The following is a 22,405-nucleotide window of genomic DNA, read 5'->3' on the forward strand; positions in this document are numbered from 1 at the left end:
ACGCTTTCATTATAACTTTAAGATGATTAAAAGATAAGGGACAAATTAATTAGTTTGTCCCTTTCTTTTTAATCAAAACTTTGATACTGTAGACTTACATTAAATTGGAAATTGGAATACTACATGACAACTTCTATAATTACCAAAAAAAGAATTGCAAAAGCATTTAAAAAACAAATGATTGAAAAATCATTTGATAAAATTTCAGTTGTGGATATTATGGACCAAGCTAATATTAGAAGACAGACCTTTTACAACCATTTTGTAGATAAATTTGAACTGTTAGATTGGATTTTTGAAACAGAATTGCAAGAACAAGTTACTAATAATTTGAATTACATCACTGGTTTCAAATTGCTTGAAGAACTTTTATTCTATATTGAAACCAATCGTATCTTTTATCAGCAACTATTTCAAATAGAAGGCCAGAATGATTTTTATTCATTTTTTCGAGATTATTGTTTTATTTTAATGGAAAAAATAATTTCAGAGGAAGAATATCACAAAAATTGCTTAGCAAAAAACTATAAGATTTTTCTCATTCAATATCATGCTAATGCATTTGCCATCTCTATCAAAGACTATGTCTGCCAAAATACAGATCGTCCAGATATCTTAGCTATTAAACATGTTATTATAGCAAGCATTAAACAAAGTAAGGAGCTATAAGTGGTTACCATCATCAATCAAGTCAATCAAACAATAAATCAGTATATTGACGGCCTATTAACTACGCAGCCACAATTAGCAAAATTAGGTGATTGGCCAATTATTTATAATCGTCATCAATCTAAAAATCATGTTCCTATATTATCTGGTGGTGGTGCAGGACATGAACCTGCGCATGCTGGTTTTGTCGGTGATGGAATGCTATCAGCAGCTGTTTATGGGGATTTATTTATTCCACCAAAAGAAGACGCTATATTAGAAGCAATTCGTTTTTTGGATCATGGCTTAGGTGTTTTTGTCATTATCAAAAATTTTGATGCAGATATTGCTAGGTTTCACCGTGCAATTCATCAAGCGCGACAAGAGGGACATCGTGTTAAATACATCATTTCACATGATGATATCTCAGTGGAACCTAAAGCAAATTTTCAAATGAGACATAGAGGCCTAGCAGGAACTATCTTGTTACACAAAATACTTGGTGCCGCTGCTAAAGATGGTCTGACATTAGACCAATTAGAATCTCTTGCATTTGAATTAGCTACAGAGATTGCTACCATAGGATTTGCAACAAAACCGTCTCAATTACCAGGTGAACAAGAGCCTCTTTTTCAACTAGCGACTAACCACATCTCATTTGGCATTGGGATACATGGTGAAGAAGGGTATCGCGTTGTTGAATTCCAATCTTCTGAACAACTGGCAATCGAAATTATGAATAAATTACACATCAAATTTCACTGGCAAGAAGGAGAGCATTTTATTCTGCTCGTCAACAACCTTGGAACAGCAACAGACTTAGAACAAGGGATCTTTTTAAATGATATTCGTCAACTGCTTGAACTAGAGGGATTACACTTACCTTTCATTAAAAATGGGAAGTTTATGACCAGTCTTAATATGGGAGGAATCTCAGTCACACTGTGCCGGATGAAATCAAAACAATGGCTTAGGTATCTTCAAGAAGATACTAATGCTTTTGCGTGGTAATAAAAAAATAACCCTTTTAGGGTTATTTTTTTTATTCAGGACGAGACTTGCGATCGATATCAGCTAGAATCGTTTTAACAAACTCATCTACTGATTCTGTATGTGTTGCTTTACTTCCATAACGACGGACATTGACAGACTTATCTTCCATTTCTTTGTCACCAACAATTAATTGATATGGTATTTTACTTGTTTGTGAGGCACGAATCTTATATTGCATTTTTTCATTACGTTCGTCAACATCAGCTCTAACGCCACGATCTCTAAGAGTCTTAGCAACTTCCCACGCATAATCAATATGAGCTTCATTTGAAATTGGGATAACTGTTACTTGGTGCGGAGCTAACCAAGTTGGGAAGGCACCTTTATAGGTTTCAATCAAGATAGCAGTGAAGCGTTCCATTGTTGAGATAACACCACGGTGAATCATAACTGGACGATGTTCTTCCCCATCTGCACCAATATATTTAAGGTCAAAACGTTCTGGTAACAAGAAGTCCAATTGAATTGTTGATAAGGTTTCTTCATTTCCTAAAGCCGTTTTCACTTGGATATCTAACTTAGGACCATAGAAAGCTGCTTCACCTTCAGCTTCATAGTAATCCAGTTTCATGTCATCCATGGCTGCTTTAAGCATCGCTTGAGCATTTTCCCACATCTCATCATTATCATAATACTTATGTGTATCTTTAGGATCACGATAAGATAGACGGAAACGGTAATCAGTCAAGTTAAAGTCTTCATAAACATCAATAATCAATTGTAATGTTTTCTTGAACTCATCACGGATTTGTTCAGGAGCTACAAAAATGTGACCATCATTAAGAGTCATTTCACGAACACGTTGAAGACCAGAAAGGGCACCAGATTTTTCATAGCGGTGCATCATACCTAATTCTGCAATACGAATAGGTAACTCGCGGTATGAATGCACATGGTTTTTATAGACTTGGATATGGTGCGGACAGTTCATAGGACGAAGTACAAATTCTTCCCCATCACCCATGTCCATAGTTGGAAACATGTCTTCTTGGTAGTGTTCCCAGTGACCAGAAGTCTTGTAAAGCTCAACTGATGCCAATGGTGGTGTATAAACGTGTTGGTAACCAGAAGCTAATTCTTTATCTGTGATGTAACGCTCAAGCGTACGACGAATCGTTGCACCGTCTGGTAACCAGAATGGCAACCCTTGACCAACTTCTTGGGAAATCATGAATAAATCAAGTTCTTTCCCTAGTTTTCTGTGGTCACGTTCTTTAGCTTCTTCTAAACGTTTTAAATAAGCTTTAAGATCTTTTTTATCAAACCATGCTGTTCCGTAGACACGTTGCATCATAGCGTTGTCACTATTCCCACGCCAATAGGCACCAGCAACATTTAAAAGATGGAAAACTTGAATACGACCAGTCGAAGGAACATGAGGTCCTCGACACAAGTCAACAAATTCACCTTGGCGGTAAATAGTTAATCCAGCTGCATCATCTGAGTGTTCTTGAATTAACTCAACTTTATAAGGATCATCCTTGAAAAGTTCAAGTGCTTCTTCTTTTGAAATCTCTTCACGGATACAGGGGTGATTTTCTTTTACAATTTTTTTCATTTCTTCTTCGATACGAGGAAGATCTTCATTTTTTATTTGGCCTTCACCATTATCTGTATCATAGTAGAAACCTTCCGCAATAGCAGGACCTACACCTAAATGTAAATTAGGAAATAGTCTTTTCGCCGCTTGTGCAAATAAGTGCGCTGCTGAATGACGTAATACTGATAAGGCATCTTCATGATCTGGTGTCACAATTTCAATTGAACCATCTTCAGTAATTGGTCTTGTTGTGTCAATTAATTGACCATTAAATTTACCTGCTAAAGCTTTCTTAGCTAGTGAATTGCTGATAGATTGTGCAATCTCAAAAGTCGTTATTCCAGACTCAAATTCACGAACTGCACCATCTGGAAAAGTAATGTTAATCATAGATAAGATACCAAGAGTTCTATCAGTATTTGAAAATACTTGTTAAAAGGACTCTTTCCTTTCTCTTTTAATAAATTTTCTAGTCTTATCTTTTACTAGAATGAAAAAGCGACATCCTCAAAAGGACGTCGCAACGTGGTTCCACCTTAATTTGTGTATAACGAAAAATAGTTATCGTAAACACCTCATATTGGCTATACCGTTGCCACCGTTTTATGTTTTTGTCATAAAAACGAGGAAGGAGTATTTTAACAATCTACCTTGTGTTCTTTCCACCAACCAACACTCGCTCGTAAACTAGATCATTGTTAAAACATGTCTTCGTCAATAATTGTAACACATTTCATCCAATTTTCAAGCCTTTTTACCATAAAGTCAGTTCTATTCTAAAAAATCTTTAATGGCATAAACTAATTTTAAAGGTGCTTTAACAGCTTTTACAGATGTAACTGCTGTTGCTTTTGCTGCACGTTTGGGTAAATGAACTGCTTGATGAACAAGATTAATGGGTTCAACAAGCTCTTGTTGTCGTCTCACTGTTAAAGAAAATTTTTCTTTGTTTCGACTTTGTTTTGAAATGAGTGTATCTAAATAAAAAGTGTAAACTGCTCTACCAAATTGTTGAGCAGAGATATCATAACGTTTTTCTTCCAATTCTTTTTGAGACATTGGCGGTGTCTCTAACACAGCATCTATAATAGCATCTGAAAGTGTTGCTTCATCATAATAAAGCGTGCCAAACATCTTATCAGAAATTAAATCATCCAAATAGGGATTCCCATGTGCAATGATGGGTTTCCCACTAGCTAGGCTTTCTGTATAGGTTAAACCTTGTGTCTCACTAGTAGATGCTGAAACAAAGAAATCACAGGCCTTATAATAAAGAGCAACTTTATCATGTGCAATCATTCCTGTAAAAATAACATGGTCGGTAATCCCTAAATCTTGACTAAGTGATTTTAGAGTCTCTAAATAAGGACCATCACCCACAATAACTAGTTTTATCTTATCATTATCTCTAATAACTTCTGGAAAATGCATTAAGATTGCTTGAATATTTTTTTCATAAGAAATACGCGACAGACTTAAAAGCATTGTTTCATTTTCTTTAATGCCTAATTCTGCCTTTAAATGTTCAATATCCTGATTCCTAATATCATTTCGAACATAGTTATCTAGTGGAATACCGGTAGGAATAATTCTTTTTGGTACTTTAACGTCATAACCATCTAATAAGTTTAAAACAATCCGACTTGGACAAATAATGCCATCTAAATCTTTTAGGTAACCTTTCATGATATGTTTTATCATACCAGGTCTAATTATTTTTCCTTTTGCGATATAGCCAACATAATCTTCATATTGGGTATGATAAGTATGGACGACAGGAATCCGTAACGCTTTTGCAACCATCTTCCCCAATAAACCTAAACTAAATTCAGTCTGTGTATGAATAATATCTAAATTATATTGTTTAGCGATTTTGTATGATGAAATTAGTCCACGGTAAACAACACGTCGGTCTGTAAAAGACACAAAAGGAACACTTGGTAAGCGAATAATTGTTGGATCTTCAAAGCGTTTAACATGCTTATCAGTTGTCGTAAAAATATAAACTTCATGGCCCATTTTTTCCAACTCTGTTTTCAATGTTTTGATACTTGTCGCAACACCAGAAACTTGTGGAAAATAGGTATCCGTAAATAAACCAATACGCATTTTAATTCTCCATTACTGTTTGATAAACATTTCCTAATTGTTGAGCTATAGTTGCTAAATCTTTCGATTGTGCTACTTTAAAGCCTATTTCTCCTTTATTGTCTTCAGATTGTAGAACTTCTCTAATAGCTTTAACAAACCCATTCACATCTTTTTCATAAGTGACTGCTTCTTCTGGAATCCAATCTTTATAGACAGGAATATCACGTAAAATAACATTTTGGTGACTAGCTAACGCCTCAAGAACAACAATTCCTTCTGTTTCTTCTCTACTTGGAAAGAAGAAAGCATCTGCACCTGACATAGCACCTTCAAAAACGTCACCTTTTATATAGCCTGGAAAAAGAACATTGGTCGGATGATTAGTCGTCACAATATCCCTGACTTGTTTGGGAATGATCCATTTATTAGTCTCACCAAACCAAATAAAAGTCACATCAGGCATTTTTTCTGCAACCTTTATAAAATCATCAATCCCTTTTCTCATAAAATACAGTCCTGCACATATCACAACTTTTTGATTTTCTTTTAAGTTAAAATACTCTCTAAAACTTGCTTCTTTCTCAGGTTTGGGACCATATTTTTCAATTTCAATACCATTTGAAACTGCATAAATAGGTGTTTTGATTCCATATGCTTTTATTAATTCTTTTGAATACTGAGTTGGTGTGATAATGGCATCTGCTTGGCGATAAAAACGGCAAAGATGACGTCTAAATAACGGAGCTAAAGCATTTGAAAAAATAAAAGAATTTCGAAAATCTTCTTCAGTCGAATGCCCATGAATGATAACCTTTTTACCAAGATTCTGTGCTTTACGCATTAAATACCAACTAAATGGTCCATTTGTATTGATATGGACTAAATCATAATGTTCTTTCGGATTAGTTGTATAAGGGATACCAGCAATATCTAAAGCCTTTTCTTGATGTTTAATAGCTCTACCAATACCTGATTGCCTAATATACTTTTCTGCTTCCAAATATAGCAATACTTTCATGAATTCTATTATAGCTTATTTTAGTCTATTTTTCAGCTAGAAGAAAAAAATCAGTCTTGCGACTGACTTTTTTACCAATAATATTACTTATTTTTCGATCCAAGCAGACACTGACCCTGCATTTACTGGAAAGTCAGCCCAGCCTTTCTCGTCAATAGTCACTGTTTCTTCATGATTACCAAGGTAATCAATAAATGTCTTGCCCGAATGTAGGCTTCCTATTTCTATCGTTTTCCAACCAGAATCACCATTTGACAGAATGACAGCCATAGGCTTTTGATGGTCTTCATCACCAAGAAATGCCCAAGCAATACAGTTAGCATGGTCTAGATAATCAACTTGTTCTCCAAAAGTATAATGTTTTCTTAAATAAGTTAATTTATCAATAATATCTCTAAATGAAGATTGGCCATTCTCTCCTTCTACACCATAATAATCGCCATAAAACAGACAAGGAGTTCCTTCTTGCCTCAAGAGTATCAAGGCATAGGCAAGTGGTTTAAACCATTCTTCAACAGTTGACTCTAATGCTTGCCCTTTTTGAGTATCATGATTTTCAACAAAAGTAATCGCTAATGATGGATTTTGTTTTACCAATGTCCCATCAAATATTTGTCGTAAATCAAAGTGATTACCTTCTTGTGATGCTTTAAAAAATGCCAAATGTAATGGAACATCAACTAGAGAAAACTGAGATTGTGTTGAGTCAAGATAATGCTCCATTAAAGCATCATCTGAGACCCAATATTCACCAAAAACTGCTAAATCAGGTTTGATACTGGTCCTAATATCATTAATAAAAGTCTTCATAAAGTAAGAATCAATATGCTTGATAGCATCTAATCGAAAGCCATCTACTTGAGTTGTTTCAATAAACCACTTTACCCATTCCTTTAAGTGTTGAATGACTTCTGGATGCTTAAAATCAATATCATTATACATCAAATAGTCATAATTGCCATTCTCGTTATCAATCAGACTGCTATTTGCCCAACCTTTATTATCACCTTCAATCATGAAGATACCATTTTTTTGGTGTCTTGCATCATAATCAAGTCCTGTAAAATGATACCAATGCCATTTAAAATCATTGTATGTATTTCGACGACCAGGAAAATCAAACCCAGTCCAACCTTCTATTTCAAAGGAATCTGAAATGGGTTTTTGACGATCATTTGGGTCCATCTCTAAGACATAGAATGTTTCTTGATGATCACCATTTGCTTTATGATTTAAAACAATATCTGCAAACGTTTTGATACCAACTTCTTTTAAGGCAGAAATAGCTTCTAAATATTCTTCTTTTGTCCCATACTTAGTTGGGACTGTGCCATTTTGATCAAATTCACCTAAGTCAAATAAATCATATATCCCATAACCAACATCATTGAAACCAGTTCCTTTAAATGCGGGCGGCATCCAGACTTGGGTAATTCCTAATTCTTTTAAATGGTTGGCATCTTCTTTTAATCGCTTCCAGTGTTTACTATCTGCTGGTAAGTACCACTCAAAATACTCCATCATTATGTCTCTTGTCATCAGTGACTCCTATTGAAAAATAGCTGTGTAACAGCTCTTACTTAGTTGTACCACGTTTTTTGATACCATGGTTGAGTAATATTTCTTTTTCTTCTAGCTCTTCTTTATTCATGATTTTAGTTAGCATGCGCATGCTGACAGCTCCTAAATCATAAACAGGTTGACTGATAGAAGATAAGTTAGGCCTTGTGTACTGAACAACTGGTGAATCATTACTTGTAATGATTTCAAAATCTTCAGGAACTTTTTTGCCTAATTCAAATAAGCCATTTAAAAGTCCAGCCGCCAATTCATCTTCAGCAACATAAGCTGCTGTTGCCCCTGAATTAATAACACGTTGAGCTAAATCAAAACCTTCTTTATAGCTATAATTAGCTTCAAAAACAAGGCCTTCTTTGAAGTCTAATTTATTTTGCTTTAGTCCTTCTTTGTAGCCAACGAGGCGAACTTTACCATTGATATCGTCAATTAATGGTCCTGAAATATAAGCAATTTGCTTATGGTTTTCAGCTAAAATATTAACCACGTCAATGACTGCTGCTTTGTAATCAATATTTACACTTGGCAGTTGATGTTCTAAGTCAACAGTACCAGCTAAGACAATTGGTGTTCTTGAGCGGGAAAATTCAGCACGAATTTTTTCAGTTAAATGGTGTCCCATAAAAATGATACCATCTACTTGCTTTGCAAACAGTGTATTGACAACATTGACTTCTTTGTCATCATCTTCATCACTTGAAGCTAAAACAATGTTGTATTTGTACATTGCAGCGATATCGTCAATTCCTTTAGCTAAGATTGAAAAATAGTTATTAGCGATATTTGGAATAACAACACCAACAGTCGTTGTCTTCTTACTTGCTAGTCCACGCGCAACTGCATTTGGTCTATAGTCTAAACGTTCAATTACTTCAAGAACTTTTTTTCGTGTATTTTCCTTTACATTTTTATTGCCATTGACAACGCGACTAACGGTTGCCATTGAAACACCAGCTTCACGGGCAACATCATATATCGTGATAGTGTCATCAGTATTCATTGGTTATACTTCCTTTCTATATGAAAATTACGCTTTCAAAAATTATTTTAGCATGTTTTGTAAACACTTTCAAGTACTAATTTCTATTTTTTGAAAAAGTTTTCAAAAAAAGTTACGATTCATGTCTTTTTTTCTAAAAATAGTGATAGATCCTTTGAAAACCTGTTTTCAATATAAAAAAGGATAGAAAGAATAAATTCTTTCTATCCCAGTTGTTGTCACTTTAATTAAATTTAATAAGTTCCTTCTTCAACGGTTTGATTTTTTATAATCTTGATAATTCTACTTGTTCCTAAGCGTGAAGCACCTAAAGAGATAAATTTTTCAGCGTCTTCTAATGAAGCAATTCCTCCAGCCGCTTTGATTTTAACATTTTTTCCAACATGTTGAGCCATGGTTTCAACATCTTTGAATGTTGCACCACCTGTTGAAAAGCCAGTTGAGGTTTTAATAAAATCAGCGCCTGATCTCGTCACAACACCACATAATTCAATCAGCTCTGCTTCAGTTAAATTACAAGTTTCTACAATAACTTTTAAGATATGGTCTTGACAAGCTTCTTTGATTTGGCGGATTTCATCTTCTACTTTGTCGTATTGACCATTTTTTACATCTGTTAAATTGATAACCATATCAATTTCATCAGCACCATTTTGAATGGCATCTTTGGTTTCAAACACTTTTGTTGCTGTTGTGCTGTATCCATTTGGAAATCCAATAACTGTACAAATAGCTAATTTTCCAGATACGTATTCTGATGCTCTTTGAACATAGGATGCTGGGATACATGCTGAAGCAGTCTGATAAGTCATGGCGTCATCTAAAATAACTTTGATTTCTTCCCATGTTGCAGTTGTTGACAATAAGGTATGGTCAACAGTTTTTAAAATATCTTTTGTTTCCATAAGTAATCTTTTGAGAACCTCTTTTTATTTAAAATAATGTTACGATACCAACAATCATTGCACTAAGAATACTTACCGCTACACCACCAAGCATTGCTCTAAATACTAATCTAGCAAGTGTTCCACGTTTTTCTGGGCACAAAACAGCAATACCAGACACGCAAATTCCTAAACTAGATAGGTTTGCAAAGCCACAAAGCGAAATAGTAGCAATCAATCCTGTACGATAATCTAATGATTTAATCAGATGACCTAATTGTTGGAAAGCGACAAATTCGTTAAGAACTAATTTACTTCCTAATAAATTACCTTCTAATAAAATATTTTTTCCTTCTAAGCCCATAAAGAAACCAAATGGAGCAAATATATAAGAGAAGATTTGTTCTAACCTTATACCAAAGACACTCAATATCATGTTAACGAGAGCAACAAGTCCAACAAAGGCAATTAAACTAGCACCAATAGAAAATGCCATTTGAGCACCTGTTGAGGCACCTTCTGCAATGGCATCAATGACATTAGCATTATTACCTTTATTATCCATTTTGACTTCTTCAATTTCAAAGAATTTTTCAGTTTGAGGATAAAGCGTTTTTGCAACTAAAATACTACCAATTGGTACCATTGTTGAAGCAATTAAGAGATACTTCATTGGTATTCCTAGTGCAATATAGCCTCCTAAAATAGATACTGACATGCTTCCCATACCTGAAACAAGAACGACCATAATTTCACTATCAGTCATTTTGTTAAGGTATTTACTAACTAATATTGGACTGTCTGTTTGTCCTAAAAACATATTGGCAACGGCAACAAAGCTTTCCACTTCAGATGACTTCATTAGTTTTCCGACGCCTTTTCCAATCCACTTGACGACAAATCCCAAAATCCCCACATAGTATAATAAACTAACAAGAGCAGATAGGAATACAATGTTACCTAGGGTTTGGATTGCAAATATGAATCCTGTTGGAGCACTACCATTTGCTAATGATCCAAAAACAAAATCTAGTCCAGCTTTACCACAGTTGATGACATTTGTAACGCCATCAGAAACCACTTCAACAATTTTTTGGCCTAAAGGTACTTTGACCAATAAAACTGCAATGATAAATTGTGCGATAAGTGCCTTTCCTATCAGTTTAACAGAAACCGCTTTACGATTAAAGGAAATAGCATACATTATCCCTAAAACAAGACAGATACCAAGTAAACTATAAATAAATTGCATTTTCAACTCCTAATGTACTTTATTAGTTTGTTTTATCAGCCTCGATTAATGAACGAATTGCTTCAACAGCAACTTTAATTGCAGATTCAGTATCATGTGCCATTGGGTTATCCATTCCTAATGCATTGCGTTCTTGATTACCAACAACTAAGAAATCTGATCCACAACGAACTCCTAAATGACTTGCTGCAACAAAAAGGGCTGCTGATTCCATCTCAGATGCTTTTGTTCCTAAACGTTTCCAAGCTTCCCATTTGTTTAACAACTCATAACTAACAGGCATACGTTCTGGTTCGTGTTGGCCATAAAAGGCATCTTTACATTGAACGACACCAGCATGATTTGTGTAGCCAAGTTCTTTAGCAGCTTTCACAAGGGCATTTGTCACTTCCAAATCTGCTACTGCTGGAAACTCAATAGGGGCATATTCTTTACTTGTGCCTTCCATACGAATGGCACCAGTTGCGATAACAATATCACCACCTTTGACATCTAGGTCAATACCACCACAAGTACCAACACGAATGAAAGTATCTGCACCACATAGAACAAGTTCTTCCATTGCGATTGAAGCGGATGGACCACCAATACCCGTAGAGGTGACACTAACCTTTTCACCATTTAATGTACCAGTATAAGTCACATATTCGCGACTGTCTGCTACCAATACAGGATTGTCAAAATGCTTAGCAATCTTTTCACAACGTTTTGGATCACCGGGCATAATAACATAACGACCAACATCACCTGAGCGAATTTGTAAGTGATATTGTAATCCTTCTTCACCAGAGTAATTTTGCATCTCGATCTCCTCCTTGATCTTGTATAATTTTTTTACACTTGTATAATAACATACAAGATCAATTTTGTAAACGCTTTTTTAATGAAAATATTACTATTTTTTAATCTAGAGGACTTGATTTTTGAAAGAGCTTTTATTACACTAAGACTAGCTAAAGGGGATAACATGACAAAAGATCAATTATCAACAAAACTGAAGAAATTAAAACATGTACAAGTCTATAACCAGATTTTTCATCTCATTCAAGATGGCACTTTTCCTCCTGGTATGCAGTTACCTTCTGAGCCAGAACTAGCAGAGCAATTAAATGTTAGTCGTATGACGCTTCGAAAATCCCTAGCACTGCTTCAAGAAGACCATCTTGTCAAAAATATCAGAGGAAAAGGAAATTTTGTTAGAGAACTTAATAATTACGCCAACCATGCTGGAATGGAAACCTTACAACATCCCATAAAAGCGTGTTGTAATGTTGACATCGAAAAAGTTGAAATTGAATTTCGGATTGAAGTTCCAAGTGAAGCTATTAGTGCCGCTATCCAACAAGAAACACCTGTCGTGATTATTGCAGATAGATGGTATCACTTAAGTGACAATACTAAAGCTTATACCTTATCATTTATTCCTGTCGATGTTATCTCTCAATTTAATATTAATCTCAATCACTTAGATGAGTTAAATAGCTTCTTAGAAGAAAAACTATATCAACCTGGGAATGCAAGTCATTCACAAACAGAATTTTGCTTTACAAAAGCGGGAAATTTCACCGCAACAAAGTATATATTATCTGAACATGGTGATTTTATGTTGATTCAAGAAAGTATTTTTAAAGGTGAAAAAATGTTGGTGCAAAATAAGCATTATATTCCTATTGAATGTTTTGAAATGCATTTAAACTCACAATATTTTGATACTAAAACATACTGATTAAGAGATTCATTAATCTTTTCTAAAAAACATACTGTATGATAGATTACAAGAATTAGCTTTAGATTGCAAGCTTATTTTCAATTATAAATAAAAAACATCTCTTTTTTGGAAATTTTTTTATTTATAATTGAATTTTCTTTTTTTATTAATACTTGATTTTTCAGTTAATTTTTGAAAGAATAACATATAGAAAAGAGGTTATTCCTATGACAAAATTAGATCACATTAGACACTATTTAAAAGAAGAAAATGCAGATTTAGCGGTTTTTTCAGATCCAGTTACCATTAACTACTTGACAGGATTTTATTGTGATCCTCACGAAAGACAACTCTTTTTATTTGTTTTTCAAGAATCAGATCCTTATTTATTTGTACCTGCCTTAGAAGTGACACGTGCTGGCCAAGCTGTTCCTTTTAATGTCTTTGGTTATATGGATTCTGAAAACCCATGGGAAAAAATAAAAACAGGTTTACCACAAATTAAAACTTCGAAAATTTTTGCAGAATTTGATCACCTTAATGTTACTAAATTCAATGGTTTAAAATCCATTTTTGGTGACAACTTCGATAATTTGACGCCTTACATTCAGAGAATGCGTTTAATCAAATCTGCTGATGAAATTGAGAAAATGAAAATTGCTGGTGATTATGCAGATAAAGCTGTTCAAATTGGCTTTGAAAATATTTCATCACAAAATACTGAAACAGATATCATCGCACAAATTGAATTTGGAATGAAAAAAATTGGCATCAATCAAATGTCATTTGACACCATGGTTTTAACAGGTGATAATGCTGCTAACCCACATGGTATTCCTGGAACCAATAAAATTGAGGATAATGCTTTGCTCTTATTTGATTTAGGTGTTGTTTCAAATGGCTATACAAGTGATATGACACGGACAGTTGCTATTGGAAAACCTGATCAATTTAAGATTGATATTTATAATCTTTGTTTAAAAGCTCATCAATCGGCTATCGATTTTATTAAACCAGGAGTGACGGCTTCTCAAATAGATGCTGCTGCACGAAGTGTTATTGAGGAGGCTGGTTATGGAGAGTACTTCAATCATCGCCTAGGACATGGACTTGGTATGGATGTTCATGAATTTCCATCTATTATGGAAGGAAATGATATGATTATTGAAGAAGGTATGTGCTTCTCAGTTGAACCAGGAATATACATTCCTGGAAAAGTTGGTGTTCGTATAGAAGATTGTGGTTACGTCACTAAAGATGGATTTGAAGTGTTTACACATACTCCAAAAGAATTACTTTATTTTGAAGCATAAAAAAATCACTTTTTAAAAGTGATTTTTCTTTTTTTATTCAGCTGCTGCTAAGTTAGCTGCTTCTTCAGCTACCAATTTTTTATCGTAAACACGAATGAATGGATAGTATACTAAGAAGGCTACTAGGGCACATAAGAGTGCAACTACAATTGCTTTAACATCAGCGGTACCGAGGAATGCACCGATACCAACTGGTGTTGGCCATGGAACTTGCGCTACAACTGGTTTTATCAATGATAATTTCATTGAGAAGTAATAAACAGACATTGAAGCAATTGGAGCTAGCATAAATGGAACAGCAAGTGCTGGATTATAAATAATAGGAAGACCAAAGATTAGTGGTTCGTTAATATTGAAGAAGCCTGGAACTACTGAAGCTTTACCGATAGCACTCAATTGTTCAGAACGAGCACGAGTAGCTAACCAGATACACATACCAAGTGTGGCACCAGAACCACCAGCGATAACAAACATATTTGAAAATTCACCAGCAACGATTAAATGTCCACCGTTAGCATTTGTAGCCATATTTGCAAGAGCGATTGGGTTTACGAATGCAAAGATAATATTGGCACCATGGATACCGACAATCCACAAAGCTTGAGTTAAGAGATAAATAACAACAAGACCAAGCCATGTATCTGTTAAATGCGCAACGAAACCAAATGGAATAGCAATAACTTCAAAAATATCAGTTCCTAATGCAACAAGAATACCATTTAAAATAATAACAAAGAAGGCGATAACAAAACTTGGAATGAGGGCTGTAAATCCACGTGATACACCTTCTGGTACAGATTCAGGCATGCTAATAACCCAGTGACGTTTAACACACATACGATATAAAAGAACTGAAACAATACCCATGATGATCGCTGTAAAGATACCAGTTGTACCAAAACGTGTAACACCATTTGCCATTGCCCAACCATCAGCAACAACTGCACCTTTTTTAAGAGCTACTACTGCTGACATGGCACCATTTTTAAAGACAATTTGTGGAACTGTCATGATAAAAGCAAATAATCCAAGAAGTGCACCATTAATTGGTGTTAAATCAAGATCTTCTTCTTCAGCATAGATTTTTGTTAATTCATAAGAAATAGCAAGAACGAAGTAAAGTGATAAAGAACCCATTGTTGCGTAGTTTGCAACCATGTAAAGTGGGGTAAATTTATCAAATGATGCTGCGAAGACTTTGGCTACGATTGGCCAAAATGAGAATGCTTGTGGTAGGATACTAAAAACCAAAAACATTGAACCGACGATGGTAAATGGAACTGCTGCCATACCAGCGGCTGTGATTGCACGAACCACTTTATATGATGCAATTTTTCCCATTGGACCCATTAGATACTTATCTAATAAGCCAAAGAAACCTTTTTGTTCTTCCATGAGAACTCCTCCTAAAAAATTTAAATATATTTTTCAATATTTTGAAAACGTTTGTAATAATTATCCTTATTCAATTCAATCAATCTAATACGATTGAGACTAAACCATGCAACAACCATTCCCAAGACTTGTAGCAGTATGAGAAATATCAGAGCTGTCCTATGATTTGAAAAGGTTGGTAAAATCGTATTTGCTGACTGTGTTACCAATGAAATCAGGATAACAAATGCATTCACAAGCAGTTGTGCTTTAAAAGCCAAATCTGTCATTTTTAGATTGATCACTTTAGCACCATATAGTCTAAATTGCTCTATTGTTGCAATCACTAATAAAATGAGCATCAGAGCTGGAATAATAAGGTAGAGACTAGCTTGGAATAATTGTGTGATTAACCAATAAGTATTGGCAAAAAAGAATAAGGTTAACGAGTATCTTAGCAACATGAATCGATTAAAGCGATTGTTTTTCAGTTTAACTTCAGTTCTAATTTGATCTGGTGTTTTTTTTGATTTTTGCTTTTCACTCATAACCTTTTGAAGTTGCTTTTGACTCATTTTATTTACCCACCTCTAATTAACTTTCTTATATAAAGCCAACATTTCTAGAGCTACTTCACGAAGTGTCATGGTAGTCATTAAGTGATCTTGTGCATGGACCATAATGATTTCAATCTTAATTTCAGTCCCACTAGCATATTCTTGCAATAATTTTGTTTGTGCATTATGAGCTAGAAGTAATTCTTCGTTAGCATCGTCTAGTAATTTCTCAGCAGCTTCATAATCGCCTTCTCTCATTTTATCGAAAGCTTCATGAACTGTTGTTCTAGAATTTCCACTATTTAAAATAATTTCAAAGGCTGCCATTTGCAACTCATCACTTGTCATAATTATCTCCTATATCTCTTGTAAAAAGATTGATTTAAAATCATCAAAATCTTTACAAGCTATTAATTTTTCTTTTTGTTCTTTTTGTTCTGTTAATGCCACAATCACTCTTGTAATATCAGATAAGCCTTCATTGCTAAATTGTGATGGCGAGACTAGAAATACTAATCTTATACTTTCAAAATCTTCTTCCCAATAGATGCCATCTCTGATAATCGCAACGGCAATTTTAGCTTTTGTATCAATAGCTTTTAAGGGATGAGGCACTGCTATATCTTGGTCAAAAACAACTGAACTAAATGATTCTCTAAGAGAAATTAGCTCTTTCATAGATTCACTGTAATCTGTGTCATTTTTGTCGTCATCCATCATTTGAATGAGATGATCCAGCACATCTTCTTTTGTTGATTGATTTAATATAAGAAAACGTTTTTGATCAAAATAATGTTCAAATGTTGATAGCAATGAAAGTGTATTACTAGACTGTTTTGGACGGTGTTGCTTAAACTCTATTTGATTTAATTTTTGTTTGATTGTTTGAACTTCTTTGTCATTTAGGAAAACACTTACTGTAAATACAGGGATAGTGAAGACCAAATTAGATAAATCAATGGTTGAAATAATTAAGTCTACATTTTCTAACTTATCTGCAGTGATGTCATAATAACCCACTAAATCAACAACATTAATTTGACGGCCAAGTTCATTTTCAATTCTCATCCTAAGCATCTGGGCACTGCCATAACCAGTGGCACAGATAACCAAGGCATTTAATTTATGATTTTGATGAAAACGTTCTATAGCTGCTAATAAGTGAAGTGATACATAAGCAATTTCATCTTCTGATAAATGATAATCTTGAAACGTTATCATATGACTCATTAATCCATGAGCGATAAGATAAGCTTCTTTATATTGTGTTTGAATATCCTGTAAGAGTGGATTATCTAATCTAACATCATTTTTAAGCCGTTCTAATAGAACTTCTAAATGTGTTAATAAGCCTTCTAAAAAAGTAAAATCTTGACTAAATTGATAACCATAAAGTTGATCAATTTCTAAACAAGCTTTAACCAGGTCTTGTAGTAACGACAATCTATTCTGACTATCTTGTTTAGATTTTTGAGCACTTTCGGAAATGAGATGAACCGCAATATAATTAATTTCTTCATTCGGAAAATCAGTTTTTGTGATTCCTTTTGTGCGAGTTAGAATCTGTCTAGCAATACTAATCTCTTTTTGAAATCGTGATTGATCAATTTTTAGTTCAGAAATTCTAAAACCCTTATTAACCCTTGAAATTGCTAATGCGATATGCACAATCAAATTTTGAATGACAAAGTCAGATAATTTCAAAGATTGATTACGGCACTCATCCAATACGATGATGGTGATTTCTTCAAAGCTAATCGGTAATTTAAAGAAATCATCACCAACATATTGATGGATATTCTTTAGAAAGTGTCCACTAAAGTAATAATCCATGATGAAGTGCCGTTTATCATGTTCTGCACCTTTGACGTAAACGCCTTTGTTAGCCCTACTCTCAATACTGAGATTATATTTGACAAAATCCTGACGGATTTTTTTAAAATCTGCTGATAAAGTCGAACGACTAACATATAAAGTATCAACCAAATCTTCAAAGAAAATATCATCTTGCTCAAAAATGAGTTTATTGATGATGTAATTCCTTCGATCATTAATATCAATATTTTCAGTCCCAAAATGGTCAGAGTCAGCCTTTATTAAACTTAAATAATCATTTTGATCATTAACAGTTAATTGATAACCATGACCCTGTTTTGATAAGATACTAATGCCACTACTTCCTTCAATACTTGACAATAATGATTTGATGTAAGTTCGGACAGTTCTATCAGAACAAGCCAGATGTTTTGCCAACTCTTTACTCGTTACAAAATCTCCTTTATGTTGGTAAAGATATTGTAAGATGAGTATTTCTTTTTGACCTAACATGACGTCTCCTTTGAAAATGATTCTAATATTCTATTTATTTAATATTATAACTCATTCTCAAATCTAATTAAATGGAATCTTTAACGAGTTTAGCCATTTTTTCAATACCCATTGGAATTGGAATATAAGCTTGTGGTGGAATTTGAACTACAGGTCGATCAACTTTTTTTGCTGCTTCTTCAAATTGTTTAAAATGCATCTTAGTTTGAGGGCTGATGAGATACAAATCATATTCAGCTGAAGCAATGCGCTTGCCACCTTCAGGGACGCCAACAGCATTCATTTCAATATCTTCACCTTGTTCTTTTAACAATGTTTCTGTTTTTTTAGCAATTAGTGAAGAAGACATACCACCTGCACAAATAATTAAAGCTTTTTTAGCCATTTCCTTTTTCCTCCTTGGGATTTAATATTTTGTTTTTGTAATTTTATTATATATGAATACGCTTACAATGACCATGGTTACTTTTTCCGTAACGATACGGAAATTCCTTTTTTAAACTGAAATCTTTTTCTGTAATGAAGCATTTTGGAATATTATCTCAATAAAAAAAGATAATGGAAAATCCACTATCTTTTTTTAATGTCATTATGCAATAACTTGTCCATGTGAAACAGCCACATTTGATTGTTTCAAGTCATATTCTGATATAATCAAATCTTGTAATTTATGATCACTTAGACGTGATGACACCATAAAACCATTTTCAGTTGGGTATTTAAGTTTGATAACTTTCATGACATTTTGATTTTCTTTAATGTCTGGCACCTCAGTATCTGAAAACTGAATCAAATAATTATTATAGTCTTGATTTTCGATATTATAAGAAGGTGTTACTCTTTTTTTAGTAAAATACATAAACACTTTCCAAAAAATAACCATAATAGCAACAATAAGCAAAAAGCCTAAAACATAATCCATCATCTAATCCCCCTTGGTTTGATTACTTTCATAGTTTATTGATAACGCTTACAGTATTTTCCTATTAAGGTTAGGTGTCAATAGTTAAATGACACTTTTTCTTATTATTTGTAAATTAATTTATAAACCAAAATAATGCCTGCAAGTGTAGCTGATATGGCATTTGCTCCTACTAAAGCAACGTCTTTGATCATTACACCATGTGCTAACCACAATAACATACCAAGTCACTGACATTACATACATTCCTAAAGAGATCGTTTCAGTATCTTTTGTTTTGATCACTTTTATCGCTTGAGGTATAAAACCAAAAGTTGTTAAACATGCTGCAACAATTCCAATCATTCTTATTTCCCTAAAAAACCTTTATTGCCTTTTAGCAATAAAGGTCATTTCTTTCTATTGTAAATTTTCGCCATTTGATGCAATCACTTCTTTATACCAGTTGAAAGATTCTTTTGGTGACCGTTCATAGCTGCCATTTCCTTCATCATCCTTATCAACATAGATAAAGCCATAACGTTTTCGCATTTCACCAGTACCAGCCGATACAAGGTCAATACAACCCCAAGGCGTATAACCCATAAGTTCTACACCATCTTCATCAACTGCTTTGATAAATTCTTTGATATGAGCACCAAGGTATTCAATACGATAATCATCATGTACCATACCATCATCTTCTACTTGATCAATGGCACCAAATCCATTTTCAACAATAAACAATGGTAAATGATACATATCTGTAAACCAGTTTAATGAATAACGGAGTCCTTCTGGATCAATTTGCCAATCCCATTCTGAAGCTTTAACATAATTATTTTTAACCAGATCTTCTGTTTCTAGATAATCATAATGAGGGTTGTTTTCACGATGAGAATCAATTGCAAAGGACATATAATATGAGAAACCGATATAATCAACAGTGCCTTCTAAGAGGTCTTTTTTATCTTCTTCTGTAAAATCGATTAAAATGTTTTTACGTTTCCAATAATTCAATATATGGTTTGGATAATAACCATGAACATCAGTGAAATAATAACGTTTTTGCATTGCTTTTTGAGCCATTAAGATATCAGCAGGTTTACAAGTAGCTGGGTAAATTGGACACATTGCAATCATACAACCAATTTGGAAGTCTGGATTAATTTCATGGCCGATTTTGACAGCACGAGCACTAGCAACTAATTCATAATGAGCTGCTTGATACATGATGGCTTCACGATCATCACCTTTTTTGTAAACAATACCTGAGTTTGTAAAAGGTGCAAAATCTTCTTGATAGTTTGCTTGATTATTGATTTCATTGAAAGTCATCCAATATGTTACTTTGTCTTTATAACGTTTAAAAACAGTTTCTGCGAAACGAACAAAGAAATCAATAACTTTACGATTTTTAAAACCATCATATTCTGTTACCAAATGATAAGGTAACCACTGGTTCAATACCATATTTTAAACATTCATCAAATAAATCATCATAAAATTGTAGTCCTTCTTCATTTGGTTCAGCATCGTCTCCATTTGGAAAAATACGTGTCCAAGCAATTGAAGTTCTAAAACATTTGAATCCCATATCAGCAAATAACTTGATATCTTCTTTGTAATGATGATAAAAGTCAATAGCCTCATGATTTGGATAATATTTTCCTTCAATAACGCCATCGGTGATTTCTCTTGCAACACCATGACGTCCTGCTGTCATAACGTCTGCTACACTAACTCCTTTTCCGCCTTCTTGCCAAGCACCTTCTAATTGGTGAGCTGCAACCGCACCACCCCACAAAAAATGATCTGGTAATTTTGACATGATTGTTACTCCTCTTTATTCATTATATTTATAATAGCGAGCGTTTCCAAAAAAGAAAATGTGATTTTTTTCCTTTAACATTTAGGAAAAGACTTGTTTCATATTGCAAAATTGTTTGTGTTATTAGTTTATGATATGATGGAAGTGTCAGTAAAAAGGAGGGATAAGATGACAGACCCTACACTTAAAAAACAAGTTAAAGATGCAATAAACTTTCGAACGGCTGTTCGTGTTTATAATGACGATAAAATTCCTCAAGATTTATTAGATATTATTTTAGATTCAGCATGGCAAAGTCCATCATCCATTGGACTTGAGGGTTGGCGTTTTCTCGTCTTAGAAAATGAAAATCTCAAAAAACAACTAAAAGAGGTCGCTTGGGGAGCTCAATATCAATTAGAAACTGCAAGCCACTTCATCCTATTGCTTGCTGAAAAAAACGCTTGGTATGATAGTCAGTCTGTAAAAGACAGTCTAATCAGAAGAGGAATAACTGATGACAATGGTTTTGAACAACGTCTTAAAACCTATAAATCATTTCAGTTAAGTGATCTAGCTATCCATGAAGGAGATGACAGAGCTCTTTTTGATTGGACTGCAAAACAGACCTACATTGCATTGGGAGATATGATGATAACTGCTGCTTTTTTAGGCATTGATTCCTGTCCAATTGAGGGCTTTGATTATCATGCTGTTAATACTATACTAGCTGAGAATAACATCATTGATCCTAAAAAAGAAGGTGTAGCTAGTATGCTATCACTGGGCTATCGTCTCAGAGACCCTAAACATCCAAAATCACGCAAACCGCGTGAATCCGTGATTACTTACATCAAATAAGGAGATATCAAATGAAATCATTACATACTTGTATCCGTGTCAAAGACTTAGAAGAATCAATTGCATTTTACACAAAAGCTTTTCCCTTCAAAATCAGTCGTAAACGTGATTTTCCAGAATCAAAATTTACACTTGTTTATCTCGCATTAGAAGGTGAAGATTATGAGTTAGAATTAACGTATAACTATGATCATGAAGCTTATGATTTAGGTGACGGTTATGGCCACATTGCAATTGGTACTGAAGACTTAGAAGCAACACATGAAGCTCACAAAAAAGCTGGTTACACAGTAACTGATATTAAAGGCTTAACTGATAAATCTGCACGATTCTATTTTGTACAAGATCCAGATGGTTATAAAATTGAAGTGATTGATTTGAAATCTTTCATGCAAAATTAGATAAAAAAGAGGGTGACCTCTTTTTTTCATTAGAGCTAGTTTTTGCTAAAGCATAGAAACTATGATACAATTTGTGAAAATACACGCA

Annotated in this window: 20 protein-coding genes and 2 pseudogenes; 6 read left to right on the forward strand and 16 right to left on the reverse strand. The window is 33.9% G+C overall.

From position 1 onward, the window contains the following. Nucleotides 1-123: 123 nt before the first annotated feature. Together dhaS and dhaQ are read left to right on the forward strand one after the other, a co-directional pair. On the forward strand, nucleotides 124-669 hold the full coding sequence (gene dhaS, locus STRUR_RS07815) for a dihydroxyacetone kinase transcriptional activator DhaS (protein WP_006739131.1): 546 nt from the start codon (nucleotides 124-126) through the stop codon (nucleotides 667-669). Next, nucleotides 670-1,659, forward strand: coding sequence for a DhaKLM operon coactivator DhaQ (gene dhaQ, locus STRUR_RS07820; protein ID WP_006738551.1), 990 nt, complete (start codon nucleotides 670-672; stop codon nucleotides 1,657-1,659). It abuts the gene before it with no gap. A 31-nt stretch (nucleotides 1,660-1,690) separates the two neighbouring features. Here dhaQ and thrS read toward each other — a convergent pair whose 3' ends face one another. The 8 genes from thrS to udp form a co-directional block, all read right to left on the reverse strand. Continuing rightward, the gene (gene thrS, locus STRUR_RS07825) at nucleotides 1,691-3,631 is read right to left on the reverse strand and encodes a threonine--tRNA ligase (protein ID WP_006740436.1); all 1,941 of its coding nucleotides are present in this window, start codon (nucleotides 3,629-3,631) and stop codon (nucleotides 1,691-1,693) included. Nucleotides 3,632-4,012: 381 nt separating this feature from the next. After that, nucleotides 4,013-5,350, reverse strand: coding sequence for a glycosyltransferase family 4 protein (locus STRUR_RS07830; RefSeq protein ID WP_006739752.1), 1,338 nt, complete (start codon nucleotides 5,348-5,350; stop codon nucleotides 4,013-4,015). 1 nt (nucleotide 5,351) lies between these two features. Beyond that, nucleotides 5,352-6,350 (reverse strand): LTA glycolipid anchor biosynthesis glycosyltransferase, IagA/BgsA family, encoded by a 999-nt coding sequence (locus STRUR_RS07835; protein WP_006738463.1) that lies wholly within the window; start codon nucleotides 6,348-6,350, stop codon nucleotides 5,352-5,354. A gap of 87 nt (nucleotides 6,351-6,437) precedes the next feature. Then, complete coding sequence (locus tag STRUR_RS07840) at nucleotides 6,438-7,889, reverse strand: alpha-amylase (RefSeq protein WP_006738919.1); 1,452 nt, start codon at nucleotides 7,887-7,889, stop codon at nucleotides 6,438-6,440. A gap of 37 nt (nucleotides 7,890-7,926) precedes the next feature. Next, nucleotides 7,927-8,928 carry a catabolite control protein A gene (ccpA, locus tag STRUR_RS07845; protein WP_006739678.1) on the reverse strand — a complete coding sequence of 334 codons (1,002 nt, stop codon included), beginning with the start codon at nucleotides 8,926-8,928 and terminating at the stop codon, nucleotides 7,927-7,929. Nucleotides 8,929-9,161: 233 nt separating this feature from the next. Continuing rightward, nucleotides 9,162-9,833, reverse strand: coding sequence for a deoxyribose-phosphate aldolase (gene deoC / locus STRUR_RS07850; protein WP_006740241.1), 672 nt, complete (start codon nucleotides 9,831-9,833; stop codon nucleotides 9,162-9,164). Between the two features lie 28 nt (nucleotides 9,834-9,861). Further along, nucleotides 9,862-11,064, reverse strand: coding sequence for a NupC/NupG family nucleoside CNT transporter (locus STRUR_RS07855; RefSeq protein WP_006740491.1), 1,203 nt, complete (start codon nucleotides 11,062-11,064; stop codon nucleotides 9,862-9,864). A gap of 22 nt (nucleotides 11,065-11,086) precedes the next feature. Beyond that, nucleotides 11,087-11,866: a uridine phosphorylase gene (udp, locus tag STRUR_RS07860; RefSeq protein ID WP_006738821.1), complete on the reverse strand. Its 780-nt coding sequence runs from the start codon at nucleotides 11,864-11,866 to the stop codon at nucleotides 11,087-11,089. Between the two features lie 165 nt (nucleotides 11,867-12,031). Here udp and STRUR_RS07865 point away from each other — a divergent pair, with 165 nt between their 5' ends. Both STRUR_RS07865 and STRUR_RS07870 read left to right on the forward strand, forming a co-directional pair. Continuing rightward, a complete protein-coding gene (locus STRUR_RS07865; RefSeq protein WP_006738609.1) occupies nucleotides 12,032-12,790 on the forward strand; it encodes a GntR family transcriptional regulator in 759 nt (252 codons plus the stop codon). 209 nt (nucleotides 12,791-12,999) lie between these two features. Further along, a complete protein-coding gene (locus STRUR_RS07870; RefSeq protein WP_006739303.1) occupies nucleotides 13,000-14,085 on the forward strand; it encodes a M24 family metallopeptidase in 1,086 nt (361 codons plus the stop codon). 33 nt (nucleotides 14,086-14,118) lie between these two features. On the opposite strand, the gene celB is transcribed toward STRUR_RS07870, so the two are convergent. The 8 genes and pseudogenes from celB to STRUR_RS07910 all read right to left on the reverse strand — a co-directional run bounded on the left by celB (nucleotide 14,119) and on the right by STRUR_RS07910 (nucleotide 21,076). Further along, on the reverse strand, nucleotides 14,119-15,480 hold the full coding sequence (gene celB / locus STRUR_RS07875) for a PTS cellobiose transporter subunit IIC (RefSeq protein WP_006739593.1): 1,362 nt from the start codon (nucleotides 15,478-15,480) through the stop codon (nucleotides 14,119-14,121). 20 nt (nucleotides 15,481-15,500) lie between these two features. Then, nucleotides 15,501-16,034, reverse strand: a complete 534-nt coding sequence (locus STRUR_RS07880; RefSeq protein WP_006740006.1) for a hypothetical protein — start codon at nucleotides 16,032-16,034, stop codon at nucleotides 15,501-15,503. Nucleotides 16,035-16,049: 15 nt separating this feature from the next. Further along, nucleotides 16,050-16,364, reverse strand: coding sequence for a PTS cellobiose transporter subunit IIA (locus STRUR_RS07885; RefSeq protein WP_006738832.1), 315 nt, complete (start codon nucleotides 16,362-16,364; stop codon nucleotides 16,050-16,052). Nucleotides 16,365-16,373: 9 nt separating this feature from the next. Then, complete coding sequence (locus tag STRUR_RS07890; protein ID WP_006739598.1) at nucleotides 16,374-18,344, reverse strand: BglG family transcription antiterminator; 1,971 nt, start codon at nucleotides 18,342-18,344, stop codon at nucleotides 16,374-16,376. Between the two features lie 67 nt (nucleotides 18,345-18,411). After that, nucleotides 18,412-18,729, reverse strand: coding sequence for a PTS cellobiose transporter subunit IIB (locus STRUR_RS07895; RefSeq protein ID WP_006739796.1), 318 nt, complete (start codon nucleotides 18,727-18,729; stop codon nucleotides 18,412-18,414). Between the two features lie 204 nt (nucleotides 18,730-18,933). Beyond that, complete coding sequence (locus tag STRUR_RS07900) at nucleotides 18,934-19,269, reverse strand: hypothetical protein (RefSeq protein ID WP_040832793.1); 336 nt, start codon at nucleotides 19,267-19,269, stop codon at nucleotides 18,934-18,936. Between the two features lie 101 nt (nucleotides 19,270-19,370). Beyond that, nucleotides 19,371-19,611, reverse strand: a pseudogene (locus STRUR_RS07905) (SemiSWEET transporter). Nucleotides 19,612-19,665: 54 nt separating this feature from the next. After that, nucleotides 19,666-21,076, reverse strand: a pseudogene (locus STRUR_RS07910) (6-phospho-beta-glucosidase). Nucleotides 21,077-21,244: 168 nt separating this feature from the next. Between STRUR_RS07910 and STRUR_RS07915 the strand changes: the two are divergent. Beyond that, nucleotides 21,245-21,916: an NAD(P)H-dependent oxidoreductase gene (locus tag STRUR_RS07915; protein ID WP_006740455.1), complete on the forward strand. Its 672-nt coding sequence runs from the start codon at nucleotides 21,245-21,247 to the stop codon at nucleotides 21,914-21,916. 11 nt (nucleotides 21,917-21,927) lie between these two features. Beyond that, the gene (gene gloA, locus STRUR_RS07920) at nucleotides 21,928-22,317 is read left to right on the forward strand and encodes a lactoylglutathione lyase (RefSeq protein WP_006738406.1); all 390 of its coding nucleotides are present in this window, start codon (nucleotides 21,928-21,930) and stop codon (nucleotides 22,315-22,317) included. Nucleotides 22,318-22,405 lie beyond the last annotated feature (88 nt).

Source organism: Streptococcus urinalis 2285-97 (assembly GCF_000188055.2).
GTDB classification, from domain to species: domain Bacteria; phylum Bacillota; class Bacilli; order Lactobacillales; family Streptococcaceae; genus Streptococcus; species Streptococcus urinalis.